The sequence below is a fragment of the Actinomadura opuntiae genome, assembly GCF_030283205.1.
GTDB lineage: Bacteria > Actinomycetota > Actinomycetes > Streptosporangiales > Streptosporangiaceae > Spirillospora.
Map to the genome: position 1 here is coordinate 109,588 of NZ_JASNWF010000010.1, position 20,649 is coordinate 130,236.

Genomic DNA, 20,649 nt, shown 5'->3' on the forward strand with positions numbered 1-20,649 from the left:
AGGACACCGGCCCTCATGCGCACACTGACGCGGCGTCTGGCCGCCACCGGCGCGCTCGTCCTCGGTCTCGCGCTGACCGCGGCGTGCGGCGGCGACGACGAGCCCGCCAAGGCCTCCTCCGGCGGCGCGGCCGGCGCGTTCCCGGTCACGATCACCGGCAAGCTCGGGTCCGCCACCGTCAAGAGCGCGCCGAAGCGGATCGTCGCGCTCGGCGAGGTCGACCAGGACGCGCTCCTCGCCCTCGGCGTGAAGCCGGTCGGCATGGTGGAGCTGACCGGGGTCCAGCCGGACGGCCTCGCCCCGTGGAGCGCGCCGAAGGTCGGATCCGACAAGCCGAAGCTGCTGGAGACCGGCGACTCCGGCTTCGACCTGGAGCAGATCGCCGCGCTGCGGCCCGACCTGATCCTGGCCGGCGGAGACTTCACCATCGACAAGGAGTACGGCAAGCTCTCCAAGCTCGCGCCGACCGTCGCCTACCAGACCGGGCCCGCCGAGGACTCCTGGCAGCAGATCACCCGGCAGGTAGCCAAGGCCGTCGGCCGGTCCGCCGACGGCGAGAAGGTCATCTCCGGCGTCGAGGCGAAGATCGCGTCGGTGAAGACCGCGCACCCGGAACTGCAGGGCAAGGGCTTCGCGTTCACGAGCGTCTTCCCGAACGGCAACATCGGCGTCATGAAGTCGAAGGACGACACCAGCGTCAAGATGCTCGAGCAGTTCGGCATGGTGCTCCCCGACAAGCTGGCGAAGCTGCCCGGCGACGGTTTCGCCGCCGAGCTGAGCATGGAGAAGCTGCCGGTGCTCGACACCGACGTCCTGCTCAGCCACTACAACGACGACCCGGCGACGCAGAAAAAATTCGAGGGCAACAAGCTGTTCTCCGGCCTGCCCGTCGTCAAGCGCGGCGCCTACGTGCGCCTCGACCTGAAGTCGTTCTGGCCGCTGCGCACCCCGACGGCCCTGTCGGTTCCGTACGTGGTGGACCAGGTCGTCCCGCAAATCGCCAAGGCCGCGGCCGCGGGCAAGGCGGCCTGATGCCGGGGGAGACGCACCCGCCCGTCCGCGACGTCGTCGGCATCGGGTTCGGCCCGTCCAACCTCGCGCTCGCCGTCGCGCTGGACGAGGCGCACCCGTCGGCGGACGCGGTGTTCTTCGAGAAGCAGCCCGCGTTCGGTTGGCACCGCGGCATGCTCATCGACGGCGCCACCATGCAGGTCCACTTCCTCAAGGACCTGGTGACCCTGCGCAACCCGGCAAGCCCCTACTCGTTCCTGTCCTACCTGCACGCCAAAGGCCGCCTCGTCGACTTCGTCAACCACAAGACGATGTTCCCGACGCGCGTGGAGTTCCACGACTACCTCGAATGGACGGCCGCCGCGTTCGCCGGCCGCGTCCGGTACGGCGCCGAAGTCGTGGCGCTCCGCCCCTACGACGCCGAAACGCTGGAGGTCGTCGTCCGCCGCGACGACGAGCTGGAGACCCACCTCGCCCGCAACGTGGTGATCGGCGCCGGCCTCGACCCCTTCCTGCCCGACGGGGTCCGGCAGGGGGAGCGGATCTGGCACACCGAGGAGCTGCTGACCCGGCTCGGCGCGCGGCCCGGCTGGAACCCGCGACGGCTCGTCGTCGTCGGCGCCGGGCAGAGCGCCGCCGAGGCCGCCGAGTACCTGCACCGCACCTACCCGGCGGCGGAGGTCTGCGCCGTCTTCGCCCGCTACGGCTACTCGCCCGCAGACGACAGCGCGTTCGCCAACCGCATCTTCGACCCCGCCGCCGTCGACCACTACTACGCGGCGCCGGACGAGGTGAAGGAGATGCTGTTCGGCTACTCCCGCAACACCAACTACTCCGTCGTCGACCTCGACCTCATCGACGAGCTGTACCGGCGCTCCTACGCCGAGAAGGTCGCCGGCGCCGAACGGCTGCGGATCCTCAACGCCTCCCGCGTCCTCGGCGTCCGGGAGGAGGCCGGCGGCGTGCGGATGCGGGTCGCCTTCCTGCCCACCGGCGAGACGACCGACCTGGACGCCGACGCCGTCGTCTACGCCACCGGCTACCGCGAGCGCGACCCCTTCGCCCTGCTCGGCGAGGCCGGCGCGCAGTGCCGGACGCGCCCGGACGGCCGTCCCGTCATGGAGCGCGACTACCGCATCGCCACCGAGCCCGGCTGCGAGTGGGGCGTCTACCTGCAGGGGGCCACCGAGCACAGCCACGGCATCGCCTCGTCGCTGCTGTCGATGACGGCGGTGCGCACCGGAGAGATCGTCCAGTCCATCGCGCGGCGCGCGGCGCGCCTCGCGAGCGTCCCGCAGGAGGCGTGATGACCAACCCGTTCGACGACCCGGACGGCACGTTCCTCGTCCTGGTCAACGCCGAGGGGCAGCACTCGCTGTGGCCGGAGTTCGCCGACGTCCCGTCCGGCTGGACCGCCGCGTTCGGCCCGGCCTCCCGGCCCGACTGCCTGGCCTACACCACCGAGCACTGGACGGACCTGCGTCCGCGGAGCCTCACCGCGTGACCCGTAGACCCGAGGGCGGGCCCGGGGGTGGGCCCGCCCTCGACTCGCCGGCGGCCTTGGGCCGTCAGGTCACCGGTTTCGGCAGCGACGGGCGGGCCGCGAAGAACTCGCTGATCAGTTTGCTGGCGTAGTCGGGCCATTCGTGGCCGCCCTGCTGCTTGGTGCACAGCGCGACCTCGACGGGCCCCGGCCCGGTGCCGACGCAGCCTTCCGGGCCGTCCGGGACGGGCCACGACAGGGCGGGCAGTTTGTCCACCCACCGCCAGAACTCCATCAGTAACTGCACGCCGATGAACGGGAAATGCACGTCGGCGTCCATGTTCCCGCCGCCCGTATAGGGGACGGACGGATCCCACGTCCCGTGGAAGGCCAGGACCGACACCGGCTTTTTCGGTGTGCAGCCGACGGCGAGCGCGCCCGAGACCACGGCGATGCCCGCGACCTTGTCGGACCGCTCGCACGCGTACCGGTAGGCCATCCCGCCGCCGTTGGAGAAGCCGGTCATGAAGACCCGCCGGCCGTCGGCGACGCCCTGCTTCACCAGCGTGTCGATGAGCGTGTCGAGGAACCCGACGTCGTCGACGCCCGCCCAGCGGGCGAACCAGCAGCAGGCACCGGCGTTCCAGGTGCCGAGCAGCCCGTCGGGGTAGGCGACCGCGTAGCCGTCCTGGTCGGCGACCTTGTCGAGCCCGCTCTGGTTCTCCACGTACGCGGCGTCGTTCAGCCCGCCGTGCAGCGCGACGATGAGCGGCAGCCGCGCGCCGGGCTTCGTGCCCGGCGGGAGATGCAGCAGGTAGGGGCGATCCCAGTCGCCCATGGCGATGGTGTGCTCGGTGGTTCCGGGAGCGTCCTGTGCCGCTCCGGCGGGCAGGGGGTGGGCGATGAACGCGGCGAGCACCGCGGCCACGATCATCGCCGCCCGCACGGCGATCTTCATGGGGTGATCCAACCCCGCCGCCGGGCCGCCCGGCTACGCATCCGGCCGCACAAAAGATCGTCGTCTTTTCGCGCCCCGCGCATAGAAGGCGGGGCGGACCGGCCGGTCGTGCGGCCGCCCGCCGCCGGGGGCTTCCGGCGGCGGGCGGGCGGGTCGGATCGGTGCGTCGGATCGGCGCGTCAGCCGAGCGCGGCCATCTCCTTCTCGATGGCCTTCTGGTGCGCCTCGGCGTCCTCACGGGCCTTCCGCGGGCTCCAGCGCCCGCTCATGATGAAGATGAACGGGATGAACACGACCTGGCCGCCCAGCGCGACGTACCACCAGGTCTGCCACTGCCCGGGGCCGTCCTTGGCCGCCTTCTGCACGTCGGCGCCGTGCTCCTTGAGGATCTTCAGCTGCGGCTGCGCCTTGGCCACCGTCTGCAGGCCGGGCACGCCGACCTCCTTGGCGGCCCGCGCCTGCAGCTCCGGCGGCGCCTGCCCGGGCGGGTACTTGGCGAGCTCGGCGAAGATCTGCGGGTGCGCGGTCGTGATGGCGAGGGCCTGCTGCGCCTGCGCGGACGCGGCCTTCACCTCGGCGCCGTGCTCCACGATCGGCGTCACCGAGTTCACCACGATCGGCACGAACAGCGCCGAGCACGCCACGACGATGCGCAGGATCCAGCCCCACACGGCCAGGCCGGTCGCGGTCGCCGCCGGGTTGTGCTTCTCCACCGTCTCGGTGAAGCCCGCCATCCACGGCGCGTACGCCAGCCCGCCGAAGATCCCGATCCCGACGAACAGCCAGGCGAAGTCGTAGTAGCCGGTCTTCGGCTCGGTCGCCCAGGAGGCGAAGACCGCCGTGCAGACCACCGAGCCGATGCCGCCGACCAGCATCAGCGGCTTGCGGACCTTCAGCCGGTCGGAGATCAGGCCGGCCACCACCAGCGCGATCGCGTTCGCTGCCCAGTACCAGTTGCCGAGCGCGTTGGTGCGCTGCTCGCTGTAGCCGAACGTCGCGGAGAAGTAGACGACGAAGTTGCCGACCGCGGCGTAGTACAGCAGCAGGTAGACGCTGATCGCGAAGGCGGAGCCGAGGACGTCCAGCCGCATCATCTGCCGCCAGCTGCCCCTCAGCTGCGCCTCCGGGTCGATGCCCCGGGCCCGCGCCTCGATCAGCACGCGGTCGCGCATCGACACCATGACCTGGTCGCGCAGCGCCGGGGACAGCTCCCGCAGCCCGAACAACGCGACGACGAACACCGCGAGCGCCGCGATGCCCGAGTAGGTCAGCTCGTCCTGCCAGGTGGAGCTGTCGAGGGTGTGGCTGGTCACGGTGGTGACGACGAGGCTGCCGATGACCGGGCCCATCGTCCAGTAGCCCATGGCGGTGGCGCGGCCGAGCTGGGGGGAGAAGTCGCGGATCAGCGCGGGGGTGGCGACGAGCACGATGCCCTCGATGAGGCTGAGCACCGCGAACAGCACCAGGTACACGCCCTTGTTGGGGGAGTGCGGCAGCACGAGCACGATCACGCCCGCGATCAGCAGGCCGTACACGACCAGGTTCGCGCGCCCCCACCGGTCGGCGAGGCCGGCGAACAGCGACGCGAACGCGCCGATCGCGTTGCCGATCACCGACAGCATGATGAAGTAGCCGAAGGTCATGCGGTAGTGCTCCATGATGGAGGTCGCCACCGCGTACTGGATGTAGAGCAGGTAGTACAGGACGATCGTGGTGAGCACCACGATGCCGAGGTAGAGGTAGCGGCGCCCCGTCTCCGGGTAGTGCGGCAGGTCGCGCCGCCACAGCCGTGCCGCGAGGCCGGGCGGTGCCGCCGCGCCGCCGGGCGCGACGCCGTCGTTGGTGGACGATGAAACGGACATGTAAGGAACTCCTCCGGGCGCTGGTCTCCCCCGAGAACCGGTCCTAGAAAGGGAGCGGGCGGGCCGCGGATCCGCCGGCCAGGGCCGGGCCGTGTCCGCGTCCGTGACCGCTCCCGCCGTGGGCGATGGCGGGTGCCGCGTCGCCGCCGTCATGGCGGACGGCGGCACCTACGGGGCCGATGACCTCCTCCTGCTCGATGACCTGGAGGGCGCCGGCGGCCGACGACCGGGCGCCGCCGGCGCACGGCCGGCCGCGGGTGTGCTCGGGTTCGGTCGTCGTCATCGGTCGGTCCCTCGGCCACGGTGGCGAAGCTCACACCGCTTCGCGTCGTGCGGCAAAAGTAATGCCGCCGACCGAGAATGGCAATGGGATTCGGCTATTGCATACCAACTGGTCGGTATGGTGTCATCGGCGCACCGATGCCTGCCTGGTGGGGGCGCAGACCGGGAGCCTCCGGCTCATCGCGGTGAGCGTTCCCATCTCGTTATCTTGCGCCATACCGACCGGACGGTACAAGTGCTTCGATCGGCCAAGGAGGGCGCATTGCGGGTATTCGAAGACGGGGACGTCCCGGGCCTGCCGCTCGACCGGTTCCGCCGCCACCTGGAGCGGTCCGCGACCGGCGCGCCGTGGCCGGCGGACGCGGGCCCGCTGCGCGCCCGCGTCGTCGCCGGCGGGCGCTCGAACCTGACCTACGAGGTCACCGACGGGACCCGCTCCTGGATCGTCCGGCGCCCGCCGCTCGGCCACGTCCTGGCGACGGCGCACGACATGTCCCGCGAGTACCGGGTGATGACGGCGCTGGCCGGCACCGCGGTCCCGGTTCCCGAGACCTACGCGCTCTGCGAGGACCCGGACGTGCTCGGCGCCCCGTTCTACGTGATGGAGATGGTCGAGGGCACCCCGTACCGCACCGCGTCCGAGCTGGTCCCGCTGGGCGCCGAGCGGGTGGCGGCGATCGCCGGGCGCATGGTCGACACTCTCGTCGACCTCCACCGCGTCGACCCGGCCGAAGTGGGACTGGCCGATTTCGGACGGCCGGCCGGTTTCCTCGAACGCCAGGTGCGCCGGTGGAAGAAGCAGCTCGACGCGTCCCGCAGCCGCGAGCTCGACGGCGCCGACGAGCTGCACGCCCTGCTGGAGGCGAACATCCCGCCCGAGTCGCCCCCGGCGATCGTGCACGGCGACTACCGGCTCGACAACCTCCTCGTCGGCGCGGACGACCGGATCGCGGCCGTCCTGGACTGGGAGATGGCGACGCTCGGCGACCCGCTCACGGACCTGGCGCTCCTGCTGGTCTACATGCGGCGGACGACGCCGTCCTCCGCCGAGGCCGACGCGACGCGGGCCCCCGGGTTCCCGTCGCCCGAGGAAGTGGTGGCCCGCTACGCCGAGCGCAGCGGCCGCGACCTGTCGGCGATCGGGTTCTACGTGGCGCTGGCCTGCTTCAAGCTGGCGGTGATCTCCGAGGGCATCCACTACCGCTACCTGCACGGCCAGACCGTGGGGGAGGGGTTCGACGCCATCGGCGACGCCGTCGAGCCGCTGCTGCGCTCCGGCATCGGCGCGCTCAAGGGCGTCTGAGCCCTCCGGGCGCCCGCTCCCGACGTTGCATACCAACCGGTCGGTATGTTGTCATCATGGCGTCCACGGAGCGGGCGCGCGCCCGGCGGAGGAGGTAACGCGGTGAGGACGTTCAAGGGCATCGACGAGTACGAGAAGGCCGTCGGCACCCAGCTCGGCCACAGCGAATGGCACACGATCACGCAGGAGCAGGTGAACGGGTTCGCCGACGCGACCGGCGACCACCAGTGGATCCACGTGGACCCCGAGCGCGCGGCGAACGGCCCGTTCGGCGGCACGATCGCGCACGGCTACCTCACCCTGTCCCTCATCCCCATGCTGATGTCGGAGATCTCCCGGGTCGAGGGCCTGCGGATGGGCGTCAACTACGGCTCGGACAAGGTCCGCTTCCCCGCGCCCGTCCCGGTCGGGGCGCGGGTGCGCGCCGGCGCCGAGCTGGTCTCGCTGGAGCGCACCGCGCAGGGCGCGCGGGCCAAGGTCCGCGTCACGATCGAGCGCGAGGGCGGCGACAAGCCGGTCTGCGTCGCCGAGGTCCTGTCCGTCCTGGTCGGCTGACCGTGGCGCGGACGAGCGACCCCCGCCACCCCACCCACCCCGGAGACACCGCCATGATCCCCAGCACCATGCAGGACTTCCCGCTGTCGGTCGCCGCGATCCTGCGGCACGGCCGCCGCGTCTACGGGCGCAGCGAGTGCGTGACGTGGACGGGCGGCGGCGAGCCGCGCCGCGCCACGTTCGCTCAGGTCGCCGAGAACGCCGAGCGCCTCGCCGCCGCGCTGGAGCGGCTCGGCGTCCGGCAGGGCGGCCGCGTGGCGACCTTCTGCTGGAACAACCAGGAGCACCTGGAGGCGTACTTCGCGGTGCCCGCCATGGGCGCCGTCCTGCACACCCTCAACATCCGGCTGTTCCCCGAGCAGCTCGCGCACATCATCAACCACGCCGACGACCAGGTGATCATCGTCGACGACAGCCTCGTCCCGCTGCTGGCTCGGGTGGTGGACGAGCTGCCCGCCGTCGAGGCGTTCGTCATCGTCGGCGACGGCGACGGCGCGCCCCTCGAAGCCAACCGCAACGGCGCCCCCGTCCTGCGCTACCACGAGCTGCTCGCCGGCGAGGAGCCCGGCTACGAGTGGCCCGAGGTGGACGAGCGGTCCGCCGCGTCCATGTGCTACACCAGCGGCACCACCGGCGACCCCAAGGGCGTCGTGTACTCGCACCGCTCGACGTTCCTGCACGCCATGGCCGTGCAGTCGGCGTCGCTGGTCGGCATCACCGAGGCCGACCGGGTGCTGACGATTGTCCCGATGTTCCACGTCAACGCCTGGGGCCTGCCGTACGGGGCGTTCCTGTCCGGTGCGACGCTGCACATGCCGGGCCCGTTCATGCAGCCGCAGCACCTCACCGAGTTCATCGCCCGCGAGCGCAGCACGCTCGCCTCCGCCGTCCCGACCATCTGGAACGGCATCCTCACCCACGGCGAGCAGCACGAGCTGGACCTGTCGTCGCTGCGCGCCGGGACGTCCGGCGGCGCCGCCGCGCCCCGCTCGCTGCTGGAGGCGTTCGAGGAGCGGTACGGGCTGCGCATCATCCAGGGCTGGGGCATGACCGAGACCAGCCCGCTCGGCGGCATGGCGTTCCCGCCGCAGGAGGTGGAGCCCGGCACGCCGGAGGAGATGGACTGGCGGATGAAGTCCGGCCGCGTCGCCGCCGGCGTCGAGATGCGGATCGTCGACGACGCGGGCCGAGAGCTGCCCTGGGACGGCGAGTCCGTCGGCGAGATCGAGGTCCGCGGCCCGTGGATCACCGGCGCCTACCACCGCGACCCCGCGCCGGAGAAGTTCCACGACGGCTGGCTGCGCACCGGTGACATCGGCACCATCGACGACCGCGGCTTCTACCAGATCACCGACCGCGCCAAGGATGTCATCAAGTCGGGCGGCGAGTGGATCTCCTCCGTCGAACTGGAGAACCACCTGATGGGCCACCCGGCCGTGGCGGAGGCCGCCGTCATCGGCATCCCCGACGCCCGCTGGGACGAGCGTCCCCTCGCCTGCGTCGTCCTCCGCCCGGACGCCACCGCGTCCGCCACCGAGCTCGCCGACCACTTGGCCTCGAAGGTCGCCCGCTGGCAGGTCCCCGAGTACTGGACCTTCATGGACGAGATCCCCAAGACCACGGTCGGCAAGTTCGACAAGAAACCCCTCCGCGCCCGCCACCGAAGCGAGGACCTGAAGATCGAGCGCATCACCCGCTGACCCACCATCGGGGCGCCCGGCTGGACAACTAACGGAGGGCCAGAGCCCAGCCACGGCCACGGGCAGGCCCGCGGAGCGAGTGCAGCGAGCGCAGCGGGCCTGCCCGCCGGTCGTGAGGCTGTTTCACCGCGGAGCTCTAGCGGAGCGGTGAAACAGCCTCACGACCGTGACGGGGGTTCCAGGGGGTCGTCCCCCTGGGTAAGGGAGTCGCCCCCCTGGGTGATGCCGCGCAGGAAGAGGTCGACGTAGTGCTCGGCGATGGTGCGGGTCTTCAGGCGGCCGCCGGGCCGGTACCAGGCGCCGATCTGGTGGACGGTGCCGAAGAAGAAGTGGACGGCGATGTCGGCGGGCGTGTGGGTGCGGAAGGATCCTTCGCGCTGCCCTTCCTCGACCAGGTGGCGGAAGCGCTCGTGGTAGCGGCGGCGTTCCGCGCGGACGGCCTCGCGGCGGTCGCGGGGGAGCAGGTGGGTGGAGCGGAAGAAGACGGTGAAGTCGTCCAGGTAGAGGAACGAGGTCTCCAGGACGTCGAGGGCGGCGGCGCGCAGCCGCTCCTCGGCGCTGCCGGTCCCGTCGGCGATCTGCTCCAGCCGGCGCATCTGCAGGCCGAGCAGCCGGTGGTAGATCTCGTAGAGGAGGTCGTCCTTGGAGCCGAAGTAGTGGTACATGGCGCCCTTGGTGACGCCGGCGGCGTTGACGATCTCCTGGACCGAGGTGCTCTCGAAGCCCTTCTCGGCGAACATGCGGGTGGCCACGGCGAGCAGCCGGTCGGGCAGGGGCACGTCGTCGGACAGCCGCCCCACTGAGGTCTGCGTCAACACTCCACCTCCTCCGGGGCCGGGGCCCCGCGCCGCCACGCCGCCGCCCGTGATCAGCCGCCAGCCTACCGGGCGGGACGCGGTCCAAGAACGGCGCCGGTCGGGGCGGACGAGTCCGGCTGTTGACGGCGCCGCCCCCCGATTCTATCTTCAGTGGAATCCGACCAGTCGGTATGTGTAAATGGCCTCGGGGGAAAGTCGCGCGAGTTCTCGTCCGGCGAGGTGACGTGACATGTCCGGCGGCCCGTCGCAATCCCTGGAACTACGAGAGGTGACCGTCCGCTTCGGCGGGCTGGTCGCGCTGGAGAAGGTGTCGCTGTCGGCGCCGCCGGGCCGGGTCACGGGCGTGATCGGGCCGAACGGGGCGGGCAAGACGACCCTGTTCAACGTCGTGTGCGGGTTCGTCCGGCCGCGGTCGGGCGAGGTGCGCTGGCGCGGCCGGGCGCTCGGCCGGCACCGCCCGCACCGGCTGACCCGGCTCGGCATCGCCCGCACCCTGCAGGGGCTCGGGCTGTTCCCCGGCCTGACGGTGCTGGAGAACGTCATGGTCGGCGCCGACCGGCACGCGCGGGCCGGGTTCGCCTCCGGGCTGCTGGCGCTGCCGCGCGCCGACCGCGACGAGGCCGCGCTGCGCGAGCGGGCCCTGGCGCGGCTGGACGAGCTCGGCGTCGCCGGCGAGGCGGCGCGGCGGCCCGGCGAGCTGCCCTACGGCGCGCAGAAGCGGGTCGCGCTGGCCCGCGCGCTGGTCGCCGACCCGGACCTGCTGCTGCTCGACGAGCCCGCCGCCGGCCTGTCGGCGGCCGAGATCGAGGAGCTGGCCGCGCTGATCAGGGGCCTGCGCGGCGGTCCGGCCGTGGTGCTGGTCGAGCACCACATGGACCTGGTCATGGGCGTGTGCGACGAGGTCGTGGTGCTGGACTTCGGCAAGGTCATCGCCTCCGGCCCGCCCGCGGAGGTCCGCGACGACCCGGCGGTGCTGGACGCCTACCTCGGCGAGGAGGTCCGCGATGCTTGAGGTCGCGGGCCTCACCGCCGGGTACGGCGCCGTCCGCGCGCTCGACGGCGTGGACCTGACGGTCGAGCAGGGCTCGCTCACCGCCGTGCTCGGCGCGAACGGCGCCGGCAAGACGACGCTGCTGCGGACCGTGTCCGGCCTGGTCAGGCCGCGCGCCGGCCGGATCGCGCTGGACGGCCGCGACCTCACCCGGATGCCCGTGGAGGAGATCGTCCGGCTCGGGGTGGCGCACGTGCCGCAGAGCGGCGGCGTCATCACCGAGCTGACCGTCGCGGAGAACCTGCGGCTCGGCGGGCTCTGGCGGCGCGACCGCAGGGCGCTGGCCCGCCGGATCGCGGAGATGTACGAGCTGTTCCCGCCGCTGGCCGAGCGCCGGTCCCGCGCCGCCGCGACGCTGTCCGGCGGCGAGCGGCAGATGCTCGCGCTGGCCCGCGCGCTCGCCGGCGCGCCCCGGCTGCTGCTGGTCGACGAGCCGTCGCTCGGCCTGGCGCCGCGCGTCGTCGCCCGCCTCATGGCGGTGCTGCGCCGGCTCTGCGACGACGACGGCCGGACCGTCCTGCTCGTCGAGCAGAACGCGCGCAGCGCCCTGTCGGTCGCCGACCGCGCCGTCGTGCTCGACCTCGGCGCGGTGGTGGCGGCCGAGCCCGCCGCCGTGCTCGCCGCCGACGCCCGGCTCCGCCACGCCTACCTGGGGTTCTGATGATCCGATTCGTCAATCTCACGCTCGCCGGGATCACCCAGGGCGCGGTGTTCGCGGCGGTCGCGCTGGCGCTGGTGCTGATCTGGCGCGCCACCCGCGTGGTGAACTTCGCGCAGGGCGGCATGCTGATGTTCACCACGTTCCTGGCCTGGACGGTCGTCCACGACGGCGGCTCGTACTGGCTCGCGCTCGCGGTCGCGCTGGTGTCCGGGCTGGTCATCGGCGCGGTGGCGGAGCGGGTGCTGGTGCGGCCGGTGGAGGGCAAGCCGCCGCTGAACGCCGTGATCGTCACGCTCGGGCTGTACGTGCTGCTGCAGGCGGCCGCCGGCATGATCTGGGGCGACACCCCGCACTCCTACCCGCCCGCGTTCACGATCAAGGGGCTGTCGGCGGGCGGGACGCGGCTGCTGCTGTCGCCGTTCGACCTGTTCGTCATCGGCGCGGTCGCCCTGGTGACGGCGGTGCTGACCCTGCTGTTCGTCCGCACCGGGCTCGGGCTGAAGCTGCGGGCCGCCGCGTTCGCGCCGGAGATCGCCCGGCTGCAGGGGGTGCGGGTCGGCCGGATGCTCACCCTCGGCTGGGCCCTCGCCGCGCTCGTCGGGTCGCTCGCCGGGGTGCTGATCGCCCCGTCGGTGTTCGTCGGGCCGTCGCAGTTCGACGCGATGCTGGTGTTCGGGTTCACCGCCGCCGTGATCGGCGGGCTGGACAGCCCGGCCGGCGCCGTCGCCGGCGGGCTGCTGCTCGGCTGCGCGCTCAGCTACGTGTCCGGCTACGTCAGCTCCGACCTGGTCACCTTCGGCGCGCTCGCCGCGCTGATCACCGTGCTGATGGTCCGGCCGAACGGGCTGTTCGCCGCGCGCGCCGGACGGAGGGTGTGACATGGGCGCCTTCCGCTCCACGCTGGTGCGCCACCTCGCGGGCGCGGCGGCCGGCCTGCTCGCGCTGTACGTCCTGACGACGTCCGTCGGCCCGTACCGGGACCTGCAGATCGCCCAGGCCGCCTACCTCACCTGCGCGGTCGCCGGCCTGACCGTGCTCACCGGGCTCGGCGGCCAGATCTCCCTCGGGCACGGCGCGTTCATGGCGGTCGGCGCCTACACGGCCGCGCTGGTGTCCGCGCACTGGGGCTGGCCGCTCGCCGCGATGCTCGCCGCGGCGGCCGTGGTCACCGCCCTCGCCGGGGTGCTCGTCGGCTCGGTCGCCGCCCGGCTGCAGGGCCCCTACCTGGCCGGGGCCACCCTCGCGTTCGCCGTCGGCCTGCCCGGCCTGGCCAACTACTCCCACCTCACCGGCCTGCTCGGCGGGCAGAACGGGCTGACCGTCACCCCGCCCGTCCCGCCGGCCGCGCTCGGCGAGACGTTCCCGCTGGAGCGCTGGCAGGCGTGGATCGCCTGCATCGGCGCGGTCGTGACGCTGTTCCTGCTCGCCAACCTCACCGGCGGCCGGTTCGGGCGGACGCTGCGCGCCGGCCGCGACGACGAGATCGCCGCCGCGCTGTGCGGGCTGCGCGTCGCGCGGCTGCGGATCGCCGCGACCGTGGTGTCGGCCGCGTGCGCGGGCCTGGCCGGCGGGCTGCTGGCGGTCGTGGCGACCCTCGCCGCGCCCGGCGCGTTCCCGCTCACCCTGTCGCTGCAGCTCATCGCGGCGATCATCATCGGCGGTCTCGGCACTCTGCCGGGCGCGGTGTGGGGCGCGCTGATCCTGGTCTTCGTGCCGTCGTGGGCGTCCGACGCCGCCTCGTCGTCCGGGCTGTCGCACGACGTCGCCTCGAACCTGCCCCTCGCCATCTACGGCCTCGTCCTCATCGCGGTGACGCTGGCCTTCCCGCGCGGCCTGCAGGGCGGGCTGCGCGACATCGGCGGCGCCGTCCGGCGCCGCCTCCCGCCGCCCGTCCGGCGGTTCGCGCCGGGCGGCGGCGCACCGGGGGTACCGGCAACGCATCGAGGAGGAGCAGATGAGCCGACCACCGAGCGAACGGACGCATCGGGGCCCGCAGGGCCGGACGCGGCGCGCGGTCGCGCTGACGACGGCGGCGACGGTGCTGGCGGCCACGGCGAGCGGCTGCGGCGGTAGCGGCGGCGGGGACGGCAAGTCGTCCGCGCCCGGCGTCACCGGCACCACCGTCACGATCGGCAGCCACCAGCCGCTCACCGGCCCCGCCGCGCCCGGCTACAGCGCGAACTCCGCGGCGTCCAAGGCGTTCTTCGACTACGTCAACGCCCACGGCGGCGTGCACGGCCGCAAGATCGTCTACAAGTACGTGGACGACGCCTACAACCCGACGCAGACCGTCAGCGTGGTGCAGAAGCTCGTCCTCCAGGACAAGGTCTTCGCGATCTTCAACGGGCTGGGCACGCCCACCCACTCCAAGGTCGTCGACTACCTCAACGCCCAGCGCGTGCCGGACCTGTTCGTCGCGTCCGGATGCGGCTGCTGGGACGAGCCGAAGAAGCACCCGCAGACGTTCGGCTGGCAGGTCGACTACATCCGCGAGGGCAAGATCCTCGGCGACCACATCAAGAGGACCTATCCCGGCAAGAAGGTCGCCTACTTCTACCAGAACGACGACTTCGGCCAGGACGGCGTCAAGGGCCTCGACAAGTACATCCCGTCCGGGCAGGTCGTGTCGCGGCAGACCTACCAGCCGGGCGCCACGGACGTCAGCGCGCAGGCCCAGGCGATCGCGCAGGCCAAGGCGGACGTGGTCGTGCTGTTCAGCATCCCGACCTACACCGCGCTGTTCCGGCTGGCGTCGCTGAAGCTGAACTACAAGCCGACGTTCGCGGTCAGCAACGTCGGCTCGGACCCGATCACCCTCGACGGACTGCTGGAGAGCTTCGCCAAGTCCGGTGGGACGAAGCTGCAGGGCAGCCCGCTGATCCAGGGCATGGTCACCGACGGGTACCTGTCGTCGCCGGGGGACGCGTCCAACAGCTGGGTCCAGCTGTTCCGCAGGATCCACGACCAGTACATCCCGAAGCTGCCGTTCAACGGCAACATCGTGTACGGGATGTCGGCCGCCTACACCTTCGTCCAGGCGCTGCAGAACGCCGGGCAGAACCCGACCCGCAAGAGCCTCGTGGACGGCCTGGAGAAGACGAAGCTGACCGGCCCCGGCCTGGTCCCGTTCGCCTACAGCGCGCAGTCGCACGCCGGGTACACCGGCGCCCAGATGGGCGTGATCAAGGGCGACGCGATCGTCCCGCAGGGGCAGCCGGTCACCACCGACGACGGCGACGGCCCCATCCAGCCGTACACCGCCCCGCAGCCGCAGGCGCCCGCCAACGGCGTCCCGCCGGCGGGGTGACCGCCCCGCCGCCGTCCCGCTCGGACCGCCCCCCGGCCGCGGGACGGCGGCGGCCCCGCAGGAGTCGAACCGCCCCTGACCGGGAAGGATGCCGGGATACCAGCGTCCGGACGACCGAGGAGCGGGGATGGGCATCGTCTCGCCGGGCTTCCACGGCAGGCGGCGGTCCGACGTCGAACTGCCGCCCGGCCAGTACCTGACCGAGGACTTCCCGGTGCTGTCGGCGGGCCCGACGCCCCGGGTCGGCACCGACGAGTGGGAATTCGTCGTCACCACCGAGACGGGGGCGCGGCACCGGTGGTCGTGGGCGGAGTTCCGCGCGCTCCCGGCCGAGACGCCCACCGTCGACATCCACTGCGTGACCAAGTGGTCCAAGCTCGCGACGACATGGACGGGCGTGTCCCTGGACACCCTCCTCGCCGACGTCGAGACCACGGCCGACTACGCCCTCGCCCGCTCCTACGGCGGCTACACCACCAACCTCCCCTTGCAGGACCTGCTGGACGGTCAGGCATGGCTGGCCTACCGCTTCGACGACGAGGACCTGCATCCCGAGCACGGCGGCCCGGTACGGCTGCTGGTGCCCCATCTGTACTTCTGGAAGTCGGCCAAGTGGATACGGGGCCTCGACCTGCTCACCGAGGACCAGCCGGGCTTCTGGGAGACCGCCGGCTACCACGACTACGGGGACCCATGGCTGGAACAGCGGTACCAGGGGGACTGAAGCGGCTGAAATGGCGGGTCGCGCGGCTGGCGGAGACCCGCGACGAGACGCCCACCGCGCGGACCCTCGTGCTCGACGTCCCCGGATGGCCGGGCCATCTGGCGGGCCAGCACGTGGACGTCCGGCTCACCGCGGACGACGGGTACAGCGCCCAGCGCAGCTACTCGCTCGCCGCCCCGGCCGATGGCGACCGCATCGAGCTGACCGTGCAGAACGTCCCGGACGGCGAGGTGTCCCCGTACCTGACCGAGGTGTTCTCCACCGGCGACCCGGTCGAGGTCCGCGGCCCGGTCGGCGGCTGGTTCGTGTGGCGCCCGGACGACCCGTCGCCCGTCACGCTGATCGCGGGCGGGGCCGGTGTGGCGCCGCTGATGGCGATGGTCAGGGCCCGGCGCGCGGCGGGATCGAAGGTCCCGTTCCGGCTGGTGTACTCGGTCCGGGCGCCCGGCGAGCGGTGGTACGCCGGCGAGCTGCGGCGCCCCGACCCGGGCGTCGAGGTCTTCCCGCTGTACACGCGCGCGGCGCCGGACGGCTGGCCCCGGCCGCCGGGACGGCTGGCGAAGGCCGACCTGGCCGCGTCGGTGTGGCCGCCGGAGTTCGGCCCCGCCTGCTTCGTGTGCGGGCCGACCGGGTTCGTGGAGGCCGCGGCCGACCTGCTGGTCGCCCTGGGACACGACCCGCGCAGGATCAGGACCGAGCGCTTCGGACCGAGCGGAGGCTGACATGCAGGCGGAGGAACCGGGCCGGCAGGCCGTCGTCTACGAGGACACCGGCGCGTACCAGGACGGCAACGCGCTCGCCGGGCCGCTGAGCGAGGTGTTCGGCGTGGACGTGACCCGAGCCGCGGTGCGGTGCACGGCGTGCGGGCTGGCGGGGCCGCTGCCCGCCCTGCGCGTCTACTCCCGTGCGCCGGGCGCCGTCGCCAGGTGCCCGGGCTGCGAGAACGTGGTGCTGCGCCTGGTCATCGGCGACGGGACGGCCTGGCTCGACCTGCGCGGAACCGTCTGCCTCCGCATCCCCCTCGCGTAGCACGCGGCCGTGCGGCGGCGGCGGGGCTAGGGCTTGCGGGCGACGCCGCTGAACTCGTCCACGTCCTCGGCGCCCACGGCCGACGGGTGCGGCCGCCAGCGGTTGCACGGGACCACGCCCGGCTCCAGCAGGTCGAGGCCGTCGAAGAACCGGGTGATCTCCGCGCCGCTGCGCAGCGTCATCGGCGGCTTCACGCGCTCGTTGCGCATCCGCACGACCTCCTCGGTCGCCGCGCCGTGGACCTCGCTGGTGCTGTGCGCGATCACCAGATGGCCGCCGGAGGGCAGCGCGTCCTTCAGCGTCCGGACGATCGAGTACGCGGTGGGCGTGTCGTCGATGTAGATCAGCACGCCGAGCAGCATGATCGCGACCGGCCGGGAGAAGTCCAGCGTCCGGGCCGCCTCCTCCAGGATCCGTTCCGGGTCGTGCAGGTCCGCGTCGATGTAGGCGGTGGCGCCCTCGGGGGTGCTGGTCAGCAGCGCGCGGGCGTGCGCCAGGACGAGCGGGTCGTTGTCGACGTACACGATCCGCGACTCGGGGGCGAGCGCCTGCGCGACCTGGTGGGTGTTGTCGGCGGTCGGCAGCCCGGTGCCGATGTCGAGGAACTGCCGGACGCCCTCCTCCAGCACCAGATGCCGGACCGCGCGGCCGAGGAACTCCCGGTCGGCCCGGGCCAGCCGGACGATGCTCGGGTACATCGCGGCCATCTGGTCGCCGACGCGGCGGTCGGCGGCGTAGTTGTCCTTGCCGCCGAGCCAGTGGTTCCAGATCCGCGGGGCGGCCGGCACGGTCGGGTCGATCCCCTCCGGTGCGGTCTCCTCCGGCGGCGGGACGTCGGTCACGGCTGCGGCCCCTTCTCGGTCGCGGGCGCGGTCCGCCCGGGAACCCCAACGTAGATCATCGGCGTCCGGCGGGCCATCGACTTCACGGGAAAGGTCCTGGTCGAGGTGGTTCTGTGGGGCCGCGTCGGGGAACGGCGGCGATCGGCCGCCCCCCGCATGGTCGTCGCGATCGATCGTGGGGAGGATGATCGAAGGGGGTGGTGCGATGGCCGAGGCGGGAGGAGCGGCGTGACCCGGTGCGAGGCGGCCCCGTCCGGTGCGCGCGAGGAGGGGCGCGGGCGCGCGGCCGCCGCGGCGCGGGAGATCGCCGGCGGGCTGGTCGTGCTGGCGGTGTACCTGGCGTTCACGCACGCGTTCGCCGGGGCGCGGGCCGTCAGCGACGCCCATGGCCGGTCGCTGCTGGCCCTGGAGCGCTGGGCCCACCTGGACGTCGGGCCCGAGCTCAACGGCGTGCTGATCCGGCACGGCTGGCTCGGCGCCCTCGCCGCGTGGGAGTACGCGACCACCTACGTGCTCGCCACGTTCGGGTTCCTCGGCTACCTGTGGTGGCGGCGGAACCCCGCCTACCCGTGGGCCCGCAACCTGCTGATCTGGATCACCTTGATCGCGATCTGCTGCTTCGCGGCGTGGCCGTCGACGCCGCCGCGGCTGCTGCCCGGCGAGGGGTACACCGACATCATCGCGCTGCACCATCCGCCCGCCACCTGGGGGACCGGCGCGGTCTCGGCGGGCGCGAACCCGTACGCGGCGATGCCCAGCCTGCACATCGGCTGGGTGGCGTGGATCGGCGTCGCGGCCGTCCGGGCCCGGTGCGGGGCCGCCGTCGCCTGGCTGTGCGGGCTGCACCTGGTGGTCACCGGCCTGGTGATCGTCGCGACCGCCGCGCACTACGTCGTGGACATCCCGGGCGGGTTGCTGCTCGTCCCGGCCGCGGCCGGCGCCGAGGCACTGCGCGCCCGGTTCGTGCGCGCGTTCTCGCCGTCCGCCGAAAGCCCGGGTGCGCCGCAGGTCGTGGGAGCCGTCGCGGAGTTCGCCGGGCCGGGGCCCGCGGCCGGGCGCGTGCGGGCGCTGCTGGCCGAACGGCTGCCGGACGTGCCCGCTCTCACCCGCCTGTCCGGCCTGCGCCGCACCCGCGGGGAGGTCGACCTGGTCTGGCACGTCCGGGAGTGCGCGGTGCCTGCGCCCGGTGACCGCCGCGCTCTGGACGGCCTGGTCGCGCGGCTGGCCGCGGAACCGTTCGACCCCGTCCGTCCGCCGTGGCGGCTCCACCTGGTGCGCGGCGGCGGGGAGCTCCCGGACGCCGTGGTCGCCCTCGTCCGCCGCTCTCCTGCGGACGGCGCGCGCCTCCTCGATCTGCTGCGCAGCGTCCTCGAACGTCCGTCGGAACAGGCCGGGTCCGGTGAGGCGTCCCGTAAGGCCGTGCTGCCCGCACCCGCCCCGTCCGACCTGGCCGTCCCGGCGGCCGTCGGTGCGCCGGGCCCTGGGTACCTCTTCGGAACCGTCACGCTGCCGCTCGAACGGGTCCGCGACGTCGCCCGCGCCGCCGGCGTCCGGGTCGGTGACCTGCTGGCGGCGCTCACCGCCGAGGCCGTCGGCGGGCGGGGGACCCAACCGCCGGGCGGGCGGACGCTGCGCGTGGCCGTCCCGTCGAAATTGTGGCCGGACGGCGGGCACCCCGCGCTCGACGGATCCGCCGGTGTGCGGTGGCTGGACGTTCCCATCGACGCCAGGCCGTTCCGGGAACGACTCGAGGAGATGCGAGCCCGAGAACGCGCCGGCCCGGCACGGCCCGCAGCCCTGCGATCGGCGGGCGTGCTGCGACCCGCATCGCCTGCGAGTGCGGATGCCGGCGAGTCCGGGGATCCGCTCCCGGGCGCCATGGTCGTGAACGTGCGCGGACCGTCCGGGCCCCTGCTGGCGGCCGGGACGCCGGTCCGCGACGTGCACCTCGTCCTGCCGCCTCCCGCGGGCCTTCCGGTGGCGGTCACCGCGTTGAGCAAGGACGGGGCCCTGCACGTCTCCGTGATGGCCGAGGCCCGGGCGCTGCCCGAGCCGGACCGGTTCGCCGACGGCCTGCTGCGGGCCTTCGAGAAGCTGGCGGCGGAATTCGGTGCCGACACCGGGCCCGGCCGCAGCGGCGAGCGGACCGGAACGCCTTGATGGCATGGTCCGCCGCGTTCAGCCTGCTGGCCGCGCTGCTGTTCGCGGGGGCCGCCGCGCTGCAGTACCGGGCGGCGCGGCGCGCGGTCGGCGAGGGCAAGGGCCGGGTGCGGGCCGTGCGGCTGATCGGGGCGCTGCTGCGCGACCCGGTGTGGCTGGCCGGCTGGGCGTCGAACCTGGCCGGGTTCGTGAGCCAGGCCGCCGCTCTGCATCTGGGCTCCACCGCGCTCGTCCAGCCGCTGCTGGTCACCCAGCTGGTGTTCACCATCCTGCTCGGCACCGCCGGCACCGGCCGCCGGCCGGCCCGCGGCGACCTGGTCGGCGCGATCGCGGTCACGGCGGGCCTCGCCGTGCTGTTCACCGTGCCGGGCGCGATCCCGTCGCAGGGCGAGCCGTCCCGGCCCCGGCTGATCCTCGCCGGGCTGGTCGCCGTGCCGTTCGTGCTGGCGCTGTCGCGCGCCGCGAACATCCGCCGGGGGACGGTCCGGGCGGTGCTGCTCGGCGTCTGCTCCGGCCTGATGTTCGCGGCGACCGCGGTGCTCATCAAGCTGACCACCGCCGACCTGGTCGAGCGCGGCGTCGCCGCGACGGCCCTGGACTGGCCCGGGTACGCCCTCGCCGGGTCGACGCTGATCGGGCTCGTGCTGGAGCAGAAGGCGTTCGCGGCCGGGTCGCTGCCCGCCGCGATGACCGCGATGACGATGACCAACCCCGTCGCGTCCTACGTGCTGGCCGTCTTCGCCTTCCACACCGAGCCGCCGCGGTCGGCGTCGGCGTTCGCCGCGGTCGGGCTGAGCGCCCTCCTGCTCACCGCCGGGGTGTCCGTGCTGTCGCATTCGCAGTCCGCGCCCGGCCGCGCCGACGAGGCCGCCGCTTCCTGACCGGGCCGAGCGCCTCCGTGCG

At 73.3% G+C, this 20,649-nt stretch carries 21 protein-coding genes; 16 read left to right on the forward strand and 5 right to left on the reverse strand.

The window, feature by feature from the left end:
- Positions 1-15: 15 nt before the first annotated feature.
- The 3 genes from QP089_RS22620 to QP089_RS22630 are packed head-to-tail and all read left to right on the forward strand — an operon-like array spanning position 16 to position 2,515.
- Entirely contained in the window at positions 16-1,032 is a 1,017-nt protein-coding gene (locus tag QP089_RS22620) for an iron-siderophore ABC transporter substrate-binding protein (protein WP_285913748.1), read from the forward strand.
- Positions 1,032-2,318, forward strand: coding sequence for a lysine N(6)-hydroxylase/L-ornithine N(5)-oxygenase family protein (locus QP089_RS22625; RefSeq protein WP_285913749.1), 1,287 nt, complete (start codon positions 1,032-1,034; stop codon positions 2,316-2,318). Before QP089_RS22620 ends, QP089_RS22625 begins: the two co-directional genes overlap by 1 nt.
- Entirely contained in the window at positions 2,318-2,515 is a 198-nt protein-coding gene (locus QP089_RS22630; protein WP_285913750.1) for an MbtH family protein, read from the forward strand. Before QP089_RS22625 ends, QP089_RS22630 begins: the two co-directional genes overlap by 1 nt.
- A 64-nt stretch (positions 2,516-2,579) precedes the next feature.
- Here QP089_RS22630 and QP089_RS22635 read toward each other — a convergent pair whose 3' ends face one another.
- The 3 genes from QP089_RS22635 to QP089_RS22645 form a co-directional block, all read right to left on the reverse strand.
- Complete coding sequence (locus tag QP089_RS22635) at positions 2,580-3,452, reverse strand: CE1 family esterase (RefSeq protein WP_285913751.1); 873 nt, start codon at positions 3,450-3,452, stop codon at positions 2,580-2,582.
- A gap of 179 nt (positions 3,453-3,631) precedes the next feature.
- On the reverse strand, positions 3,632-5,314 hold the full coding sequence (locus tag QP089_RS22640) for an MFS transporter (RefSeq protein WP_285913752.1): 1,683 nt from the start codon (positions 5,312-5,314) through the stop codon (positions 3,632-3,634).
- Positions 5,315-5,357: 43 nt separating this feature from the next.
- On the reverse strand, positions 5,358-5,597 hold the full coding sequence (locus tag QP089_RS22645; protein ID WP_285913753.1) for a hypothetical protein: 240 nt from the start codon (positions 5,595-5,597) through the stop codon (positions 5,358-5,360).
- Positions 5,598-5,858: 261 nt separating this feature from the next.
- Here QP089_RS22645 and QP089_RS22650 point away from each other — a divergent pair, with 261 nt between their 5' ends.
- The 3 genes from QP089_RS22650 (at position 5,859) to QP089_RS22660 (ending at position 9,154) form a co-directional block, all read left to right on the forward strand.
- Positions 5,859-6,899: a phosphotransferase family protein gene (locus tag QP089_RS22650; protein ID WP_285913754.1), complete on the forward strand. Its 1,041-nt coding sequence runs from the start codon at positions 5,859-5,861 to the stop codon at positions 6,897-6,899.
- A gap of 102 nt (positions 6,900-7,001) precedes the next feature.
- The gene (locus QP089_RS22655; RefSeq protein ID WP_285913755.1) at positions 7,002-7,454 is read left to right on the forward strand and encodes a MaoC family dehydratase; all 453 of its coding nucleotides are present in this window, start codon (positions 7,002-7,004) and stop codon (positions 7,452-7,454) included.
- A 53-nt stretch (positions 7,455-7,507) separates the two neighbouring features.
- Complete coding sequence (locus QP089_RS22660; RefSeq protein WP_285913756.1) at positions 7,508-9,154, forward strand: long-chain fatty acid--CoA ligase; 1,647 nt, start codon at positions 7,508-7,510, stop codon at positions 9,152-9,154.
- 158 nt (positions 9,155-9,312) lie between these two features.
- On the opposite strand, the gene QP089_RS22665 is transcribed toward QP089_RS22660, so the two are convergent.
- A complete protein-coding gene (locus tag QP089_RS22665) occupies positions 9,313-9,969 on the reverse strand; it encodes a TetR/AcrR family transcriptional regulator (RefSeq protein WP_285913757.1) in 657 nt (218 codons plus the stop codon).
- 232 nt (positions 9,970-10,201) lie between these two features.
- On the opposite strand from QP089_RS22665, the gene QP089_RS22670 reads away from it, so the two are divergent.
- From QP089_RS22670 to QP089_RS22705, 8 genes are all read left to right on the forward strand, one after another.
- Positions 10,202-10,984 carry an ABC transporter ATP-binding protein gene (locus QP089_RS22670; protein WP_285913758.1) on the forward strand — a complete coding sequence of 261 codons (783 nt, stop codon included), beginning with the start codon at positions 10,202-10,204 and terminating at the stop codon, positions 10,982-10,984.
- Positions 10,977-11,684 (forward strand): ABC transporter ATP-binding protein, encoded by a 708-nt coding sequence (locus QP089_RS22675; RefSeq protein ID WP_285913759.1) that lies wholly within the window; start codon positions 10,977-10,979, stop codon positions 11,682-11,684. Before QP089_RS22670 ends, QP089_RS22675 begins: the two co-directional genes overlap by 8 nt.
- Entirely contained in the window at positions 11,684-12,562 is an 879-nt protein-coding gene (locus QP089_RS22680) for a branched-chain amino acid ABC transporter permease (RefSeq protein ID WP_285913760.1), read from the forward strand. The genes QP089_RS22675 and QP089_RS22680 overlap by 1 nt, the downstream gene beginning before the upstream one ends.
- A 1-nt stretch (position 12,563) precedes the next feature.
- The gene (locus QP089_RS22685) at positions 12,564-13,757 is read left to right on the forward strand and encodes a branched-chain amino acid ABC transporter permease (protein WP_285913761.1); all 1,194 of its coding nucleotides are present in this window, start codon (positions 12,564-12,566) and stop codon (positions 13,755-13,757) included.
- Entirely contained in the window at positions 13,639-14,991 is a 1,353-nt protein-coding gene (locus QP089_RS22690; RefSeq protein WP_285913762.1) for an ABC transporter substrate-binding protein, read from the forward strand. Before QP089_RS22685 ends, QP089_RS22690 begins: the two co-directional genes overlap by 119 nt.
- A gap of 127 nt (positions 14,992-15,118) precedes the next feature.
- Complete coding sequence (locus tag QP089_RS22695) at positions 15,119-15,715, forward strand: sulfite oxidase-like oxidoreductase (protein ID WP_285913763.1); 597 nt, start codon at positions 15,119-15,121, stop codon at positions 15,713-15,715.
- A complete protein-coding gene (locus tag QP089_RS22700) occupies positions 15,685-16,437 on the forward strand; it encodes a ferredoxin reductase (RefSeq protein ID WP_285913764.1) in 753 nt (250 codons plus the stop codon). Before QP089_RS22695 ends, QP089_RS22700 begins: the two co-directional genes overlap by 31 nt.
- A 1-nt stretch (position 16,438) precedes the next feature.
- On the forward strand, positions 16,439-16,744 hold the full coding sequence (locus QP089_RS22705; protein WP_285913765.1) for a DUF6510 family protein: 306 nt from the start codon (positions 16,439-16,441) through the stop codon (positions 16,742-16,744).
- Between the two features lie 26 nt (positions 16,745-16,770).
- Here QP089_RS22705 and QP089_RS22710 read toward each other — a convergent pair whose 3' ends face one another.
- The gene (locus tag QP089_RS22710; protein WP_285913766.1) at positions 16,771-17,586 is read right to left on the reverse strand and encodes an SAM-dependent methyltransferase; all 816 of its coding nucleotides are present in this window, start codon (positions 17,584-17,586) and stop codon (positions 16,771-16,773) included.
- 228 nt (positions 17,587-17,814) lie between these two features.
- Here QP089_RS22710 and QP089_RS22715 point away from each other — a divergent pair, with 228 nt between their 5' ends.
- Both QP089_RS22715 and QP089_RS22720 read left to right on the forward strand, forming a co-directional pair.
- On the forward strand, positions 17,815-19,746 hold the full coding sequence (locus QP089_RS22715; RefSeq protein WP_285913767.1) for a bifunctional phosphatase PAP2/O-acyltransferase family protein: 1,932 nt from the start codon (positions 17,815-17,817) through the stop codon (positions 19,744-19,746).
- A complete protein-coding gene (locus tag QP089_RS22720) occupies positions 19,746-20,627 on the forward strand; it encodes a DMT family transporter (RefSeq protein WP_285913768.1) in 882 nt (293 codons plus the stop codon). Before QP089_RS22715 ends, QP089_RS22720 begins: the two co-directional genes overlap by 1 nt.
- The last annotated feature ends 22 nt before the right edge of the window (positions 20,628-20,649 follow it).

Excerpts from the sequence above, each read along its gene's own strand:
- QP089_RS22660 (WP_285913756.1), top strand. The coding sequence starts at position 7,508 with ATGATCCCCAGCACCATGCAGGACTTCCCGCTGTCGGTCGCCGCGATC.
- QP089_RS22635 (WP_285913751.1), bottom strand. The coding sequence starts at position 3,452 with ATGAAGATCGCCGTGCGGGCGGCGATGATCGTGGCCGCGGTGCTCGCC.
- QP089_RS22680 (WP_285913760.1), top strand. The coding sequence starts at position 11,684 with ATGATCCGATTCGTCAATCTCACGCTCGCCGGGATCACCCAGGGCGCG.
- QP089_RS22620 (WP_285913748.1), top strand. The coding sequence starts at position 16 with ATGCGCACACTGACGCGGCGTCTGGCCGCCACCGGCGCGCTCGTCCTC.
- QP089_RS22695 (WP_285913763.1), top strand. The coding sequence starts at position 15,119 with ATGGGCATCGTCTCGCCGGGCTTCCACGGCAGGCGGCGGTCCGACGTC.
- QP089_RS22720 (WP_285913768.1), top strand. The coding sequence starts at position 19,746 with ATGGCATGGTCCGCCGCGTTCAGCCTGCTGGCCGCGCTGCTGTTCGCG.
- QP089_RS22675 (WP_285913759.1), top strand. The coding sequence starts at position 10,977 with ATGCTTGAGGTCGCGGGCCTCACCGCCGGGTACGGCGCCGTCCGCGCG.
- QP089_RS22685 (WP_285913761.1), top strand. The coding sequence starts at position 12,564 with ATGGGCGCCTTCCGCTCCACGCTGGTGCGCCACCTCGCGGGCGCGGCG.
- QP089_RS22705 (WP_285913765.1), top strand. The coding sequence starts at position 16,439 with ATGCAGGCGGAGGAACCGGGCCGGCAGGCCGTCGTCTACGAGGACACC.
- QP089_RS22690 (WP_285913762.1), top strand. The coding sequence starts at position 13,639 with ATGAGCCGACCACCGAGCGAACGGACGCATCGGGGCCCGCAGGGCCGG.
- QP089_RS22700 (WP_285913764.1), top strand. The coding sequence starts at position 15,685 with ATGGCTGGAACAGCGGTACCAGGGGGACTGAAGCGGCTGAAATGGCGG.
- QP089_RS22670 (WP_285913758.1), top strand. The coding sequence starts at position 10,202 with ATGTCCGGCGGCCCGTCGCAATCCCTGGAACTACGAGAGGTGACCGTC.
- QP089_RS22625 (WP_285913749.1), top strand. The coding sequence starts at position 1,032 with ATGCCGGGGGAGACGCACCCGCCCGTCCGCGACGTCGTCGGCATCGGG.
- QP089_RS22630 (WP_285913750.1), top strand. The coding sequence starts at position 2,318 with ATGACCAACCCGTTCGACGACCCGGACGGCACGTTCCTCGTCCTGGTC.
- QP089_RS22640 (WP_285913752.1), bottom strand. The coding sequence starts at position 5,314 with ATGTCCGTTTCATCGTCCACCAACGACGGCGTCGCGCCCGGCGGCGCG.
- QP089_RS22645 (WP_285913753.1), bottom strand. The coding sequence starts at position 5,597 with ATGACGACGACCGAACCCGAGCACACCCGCGGCCGGCCGTGCGCCGGC.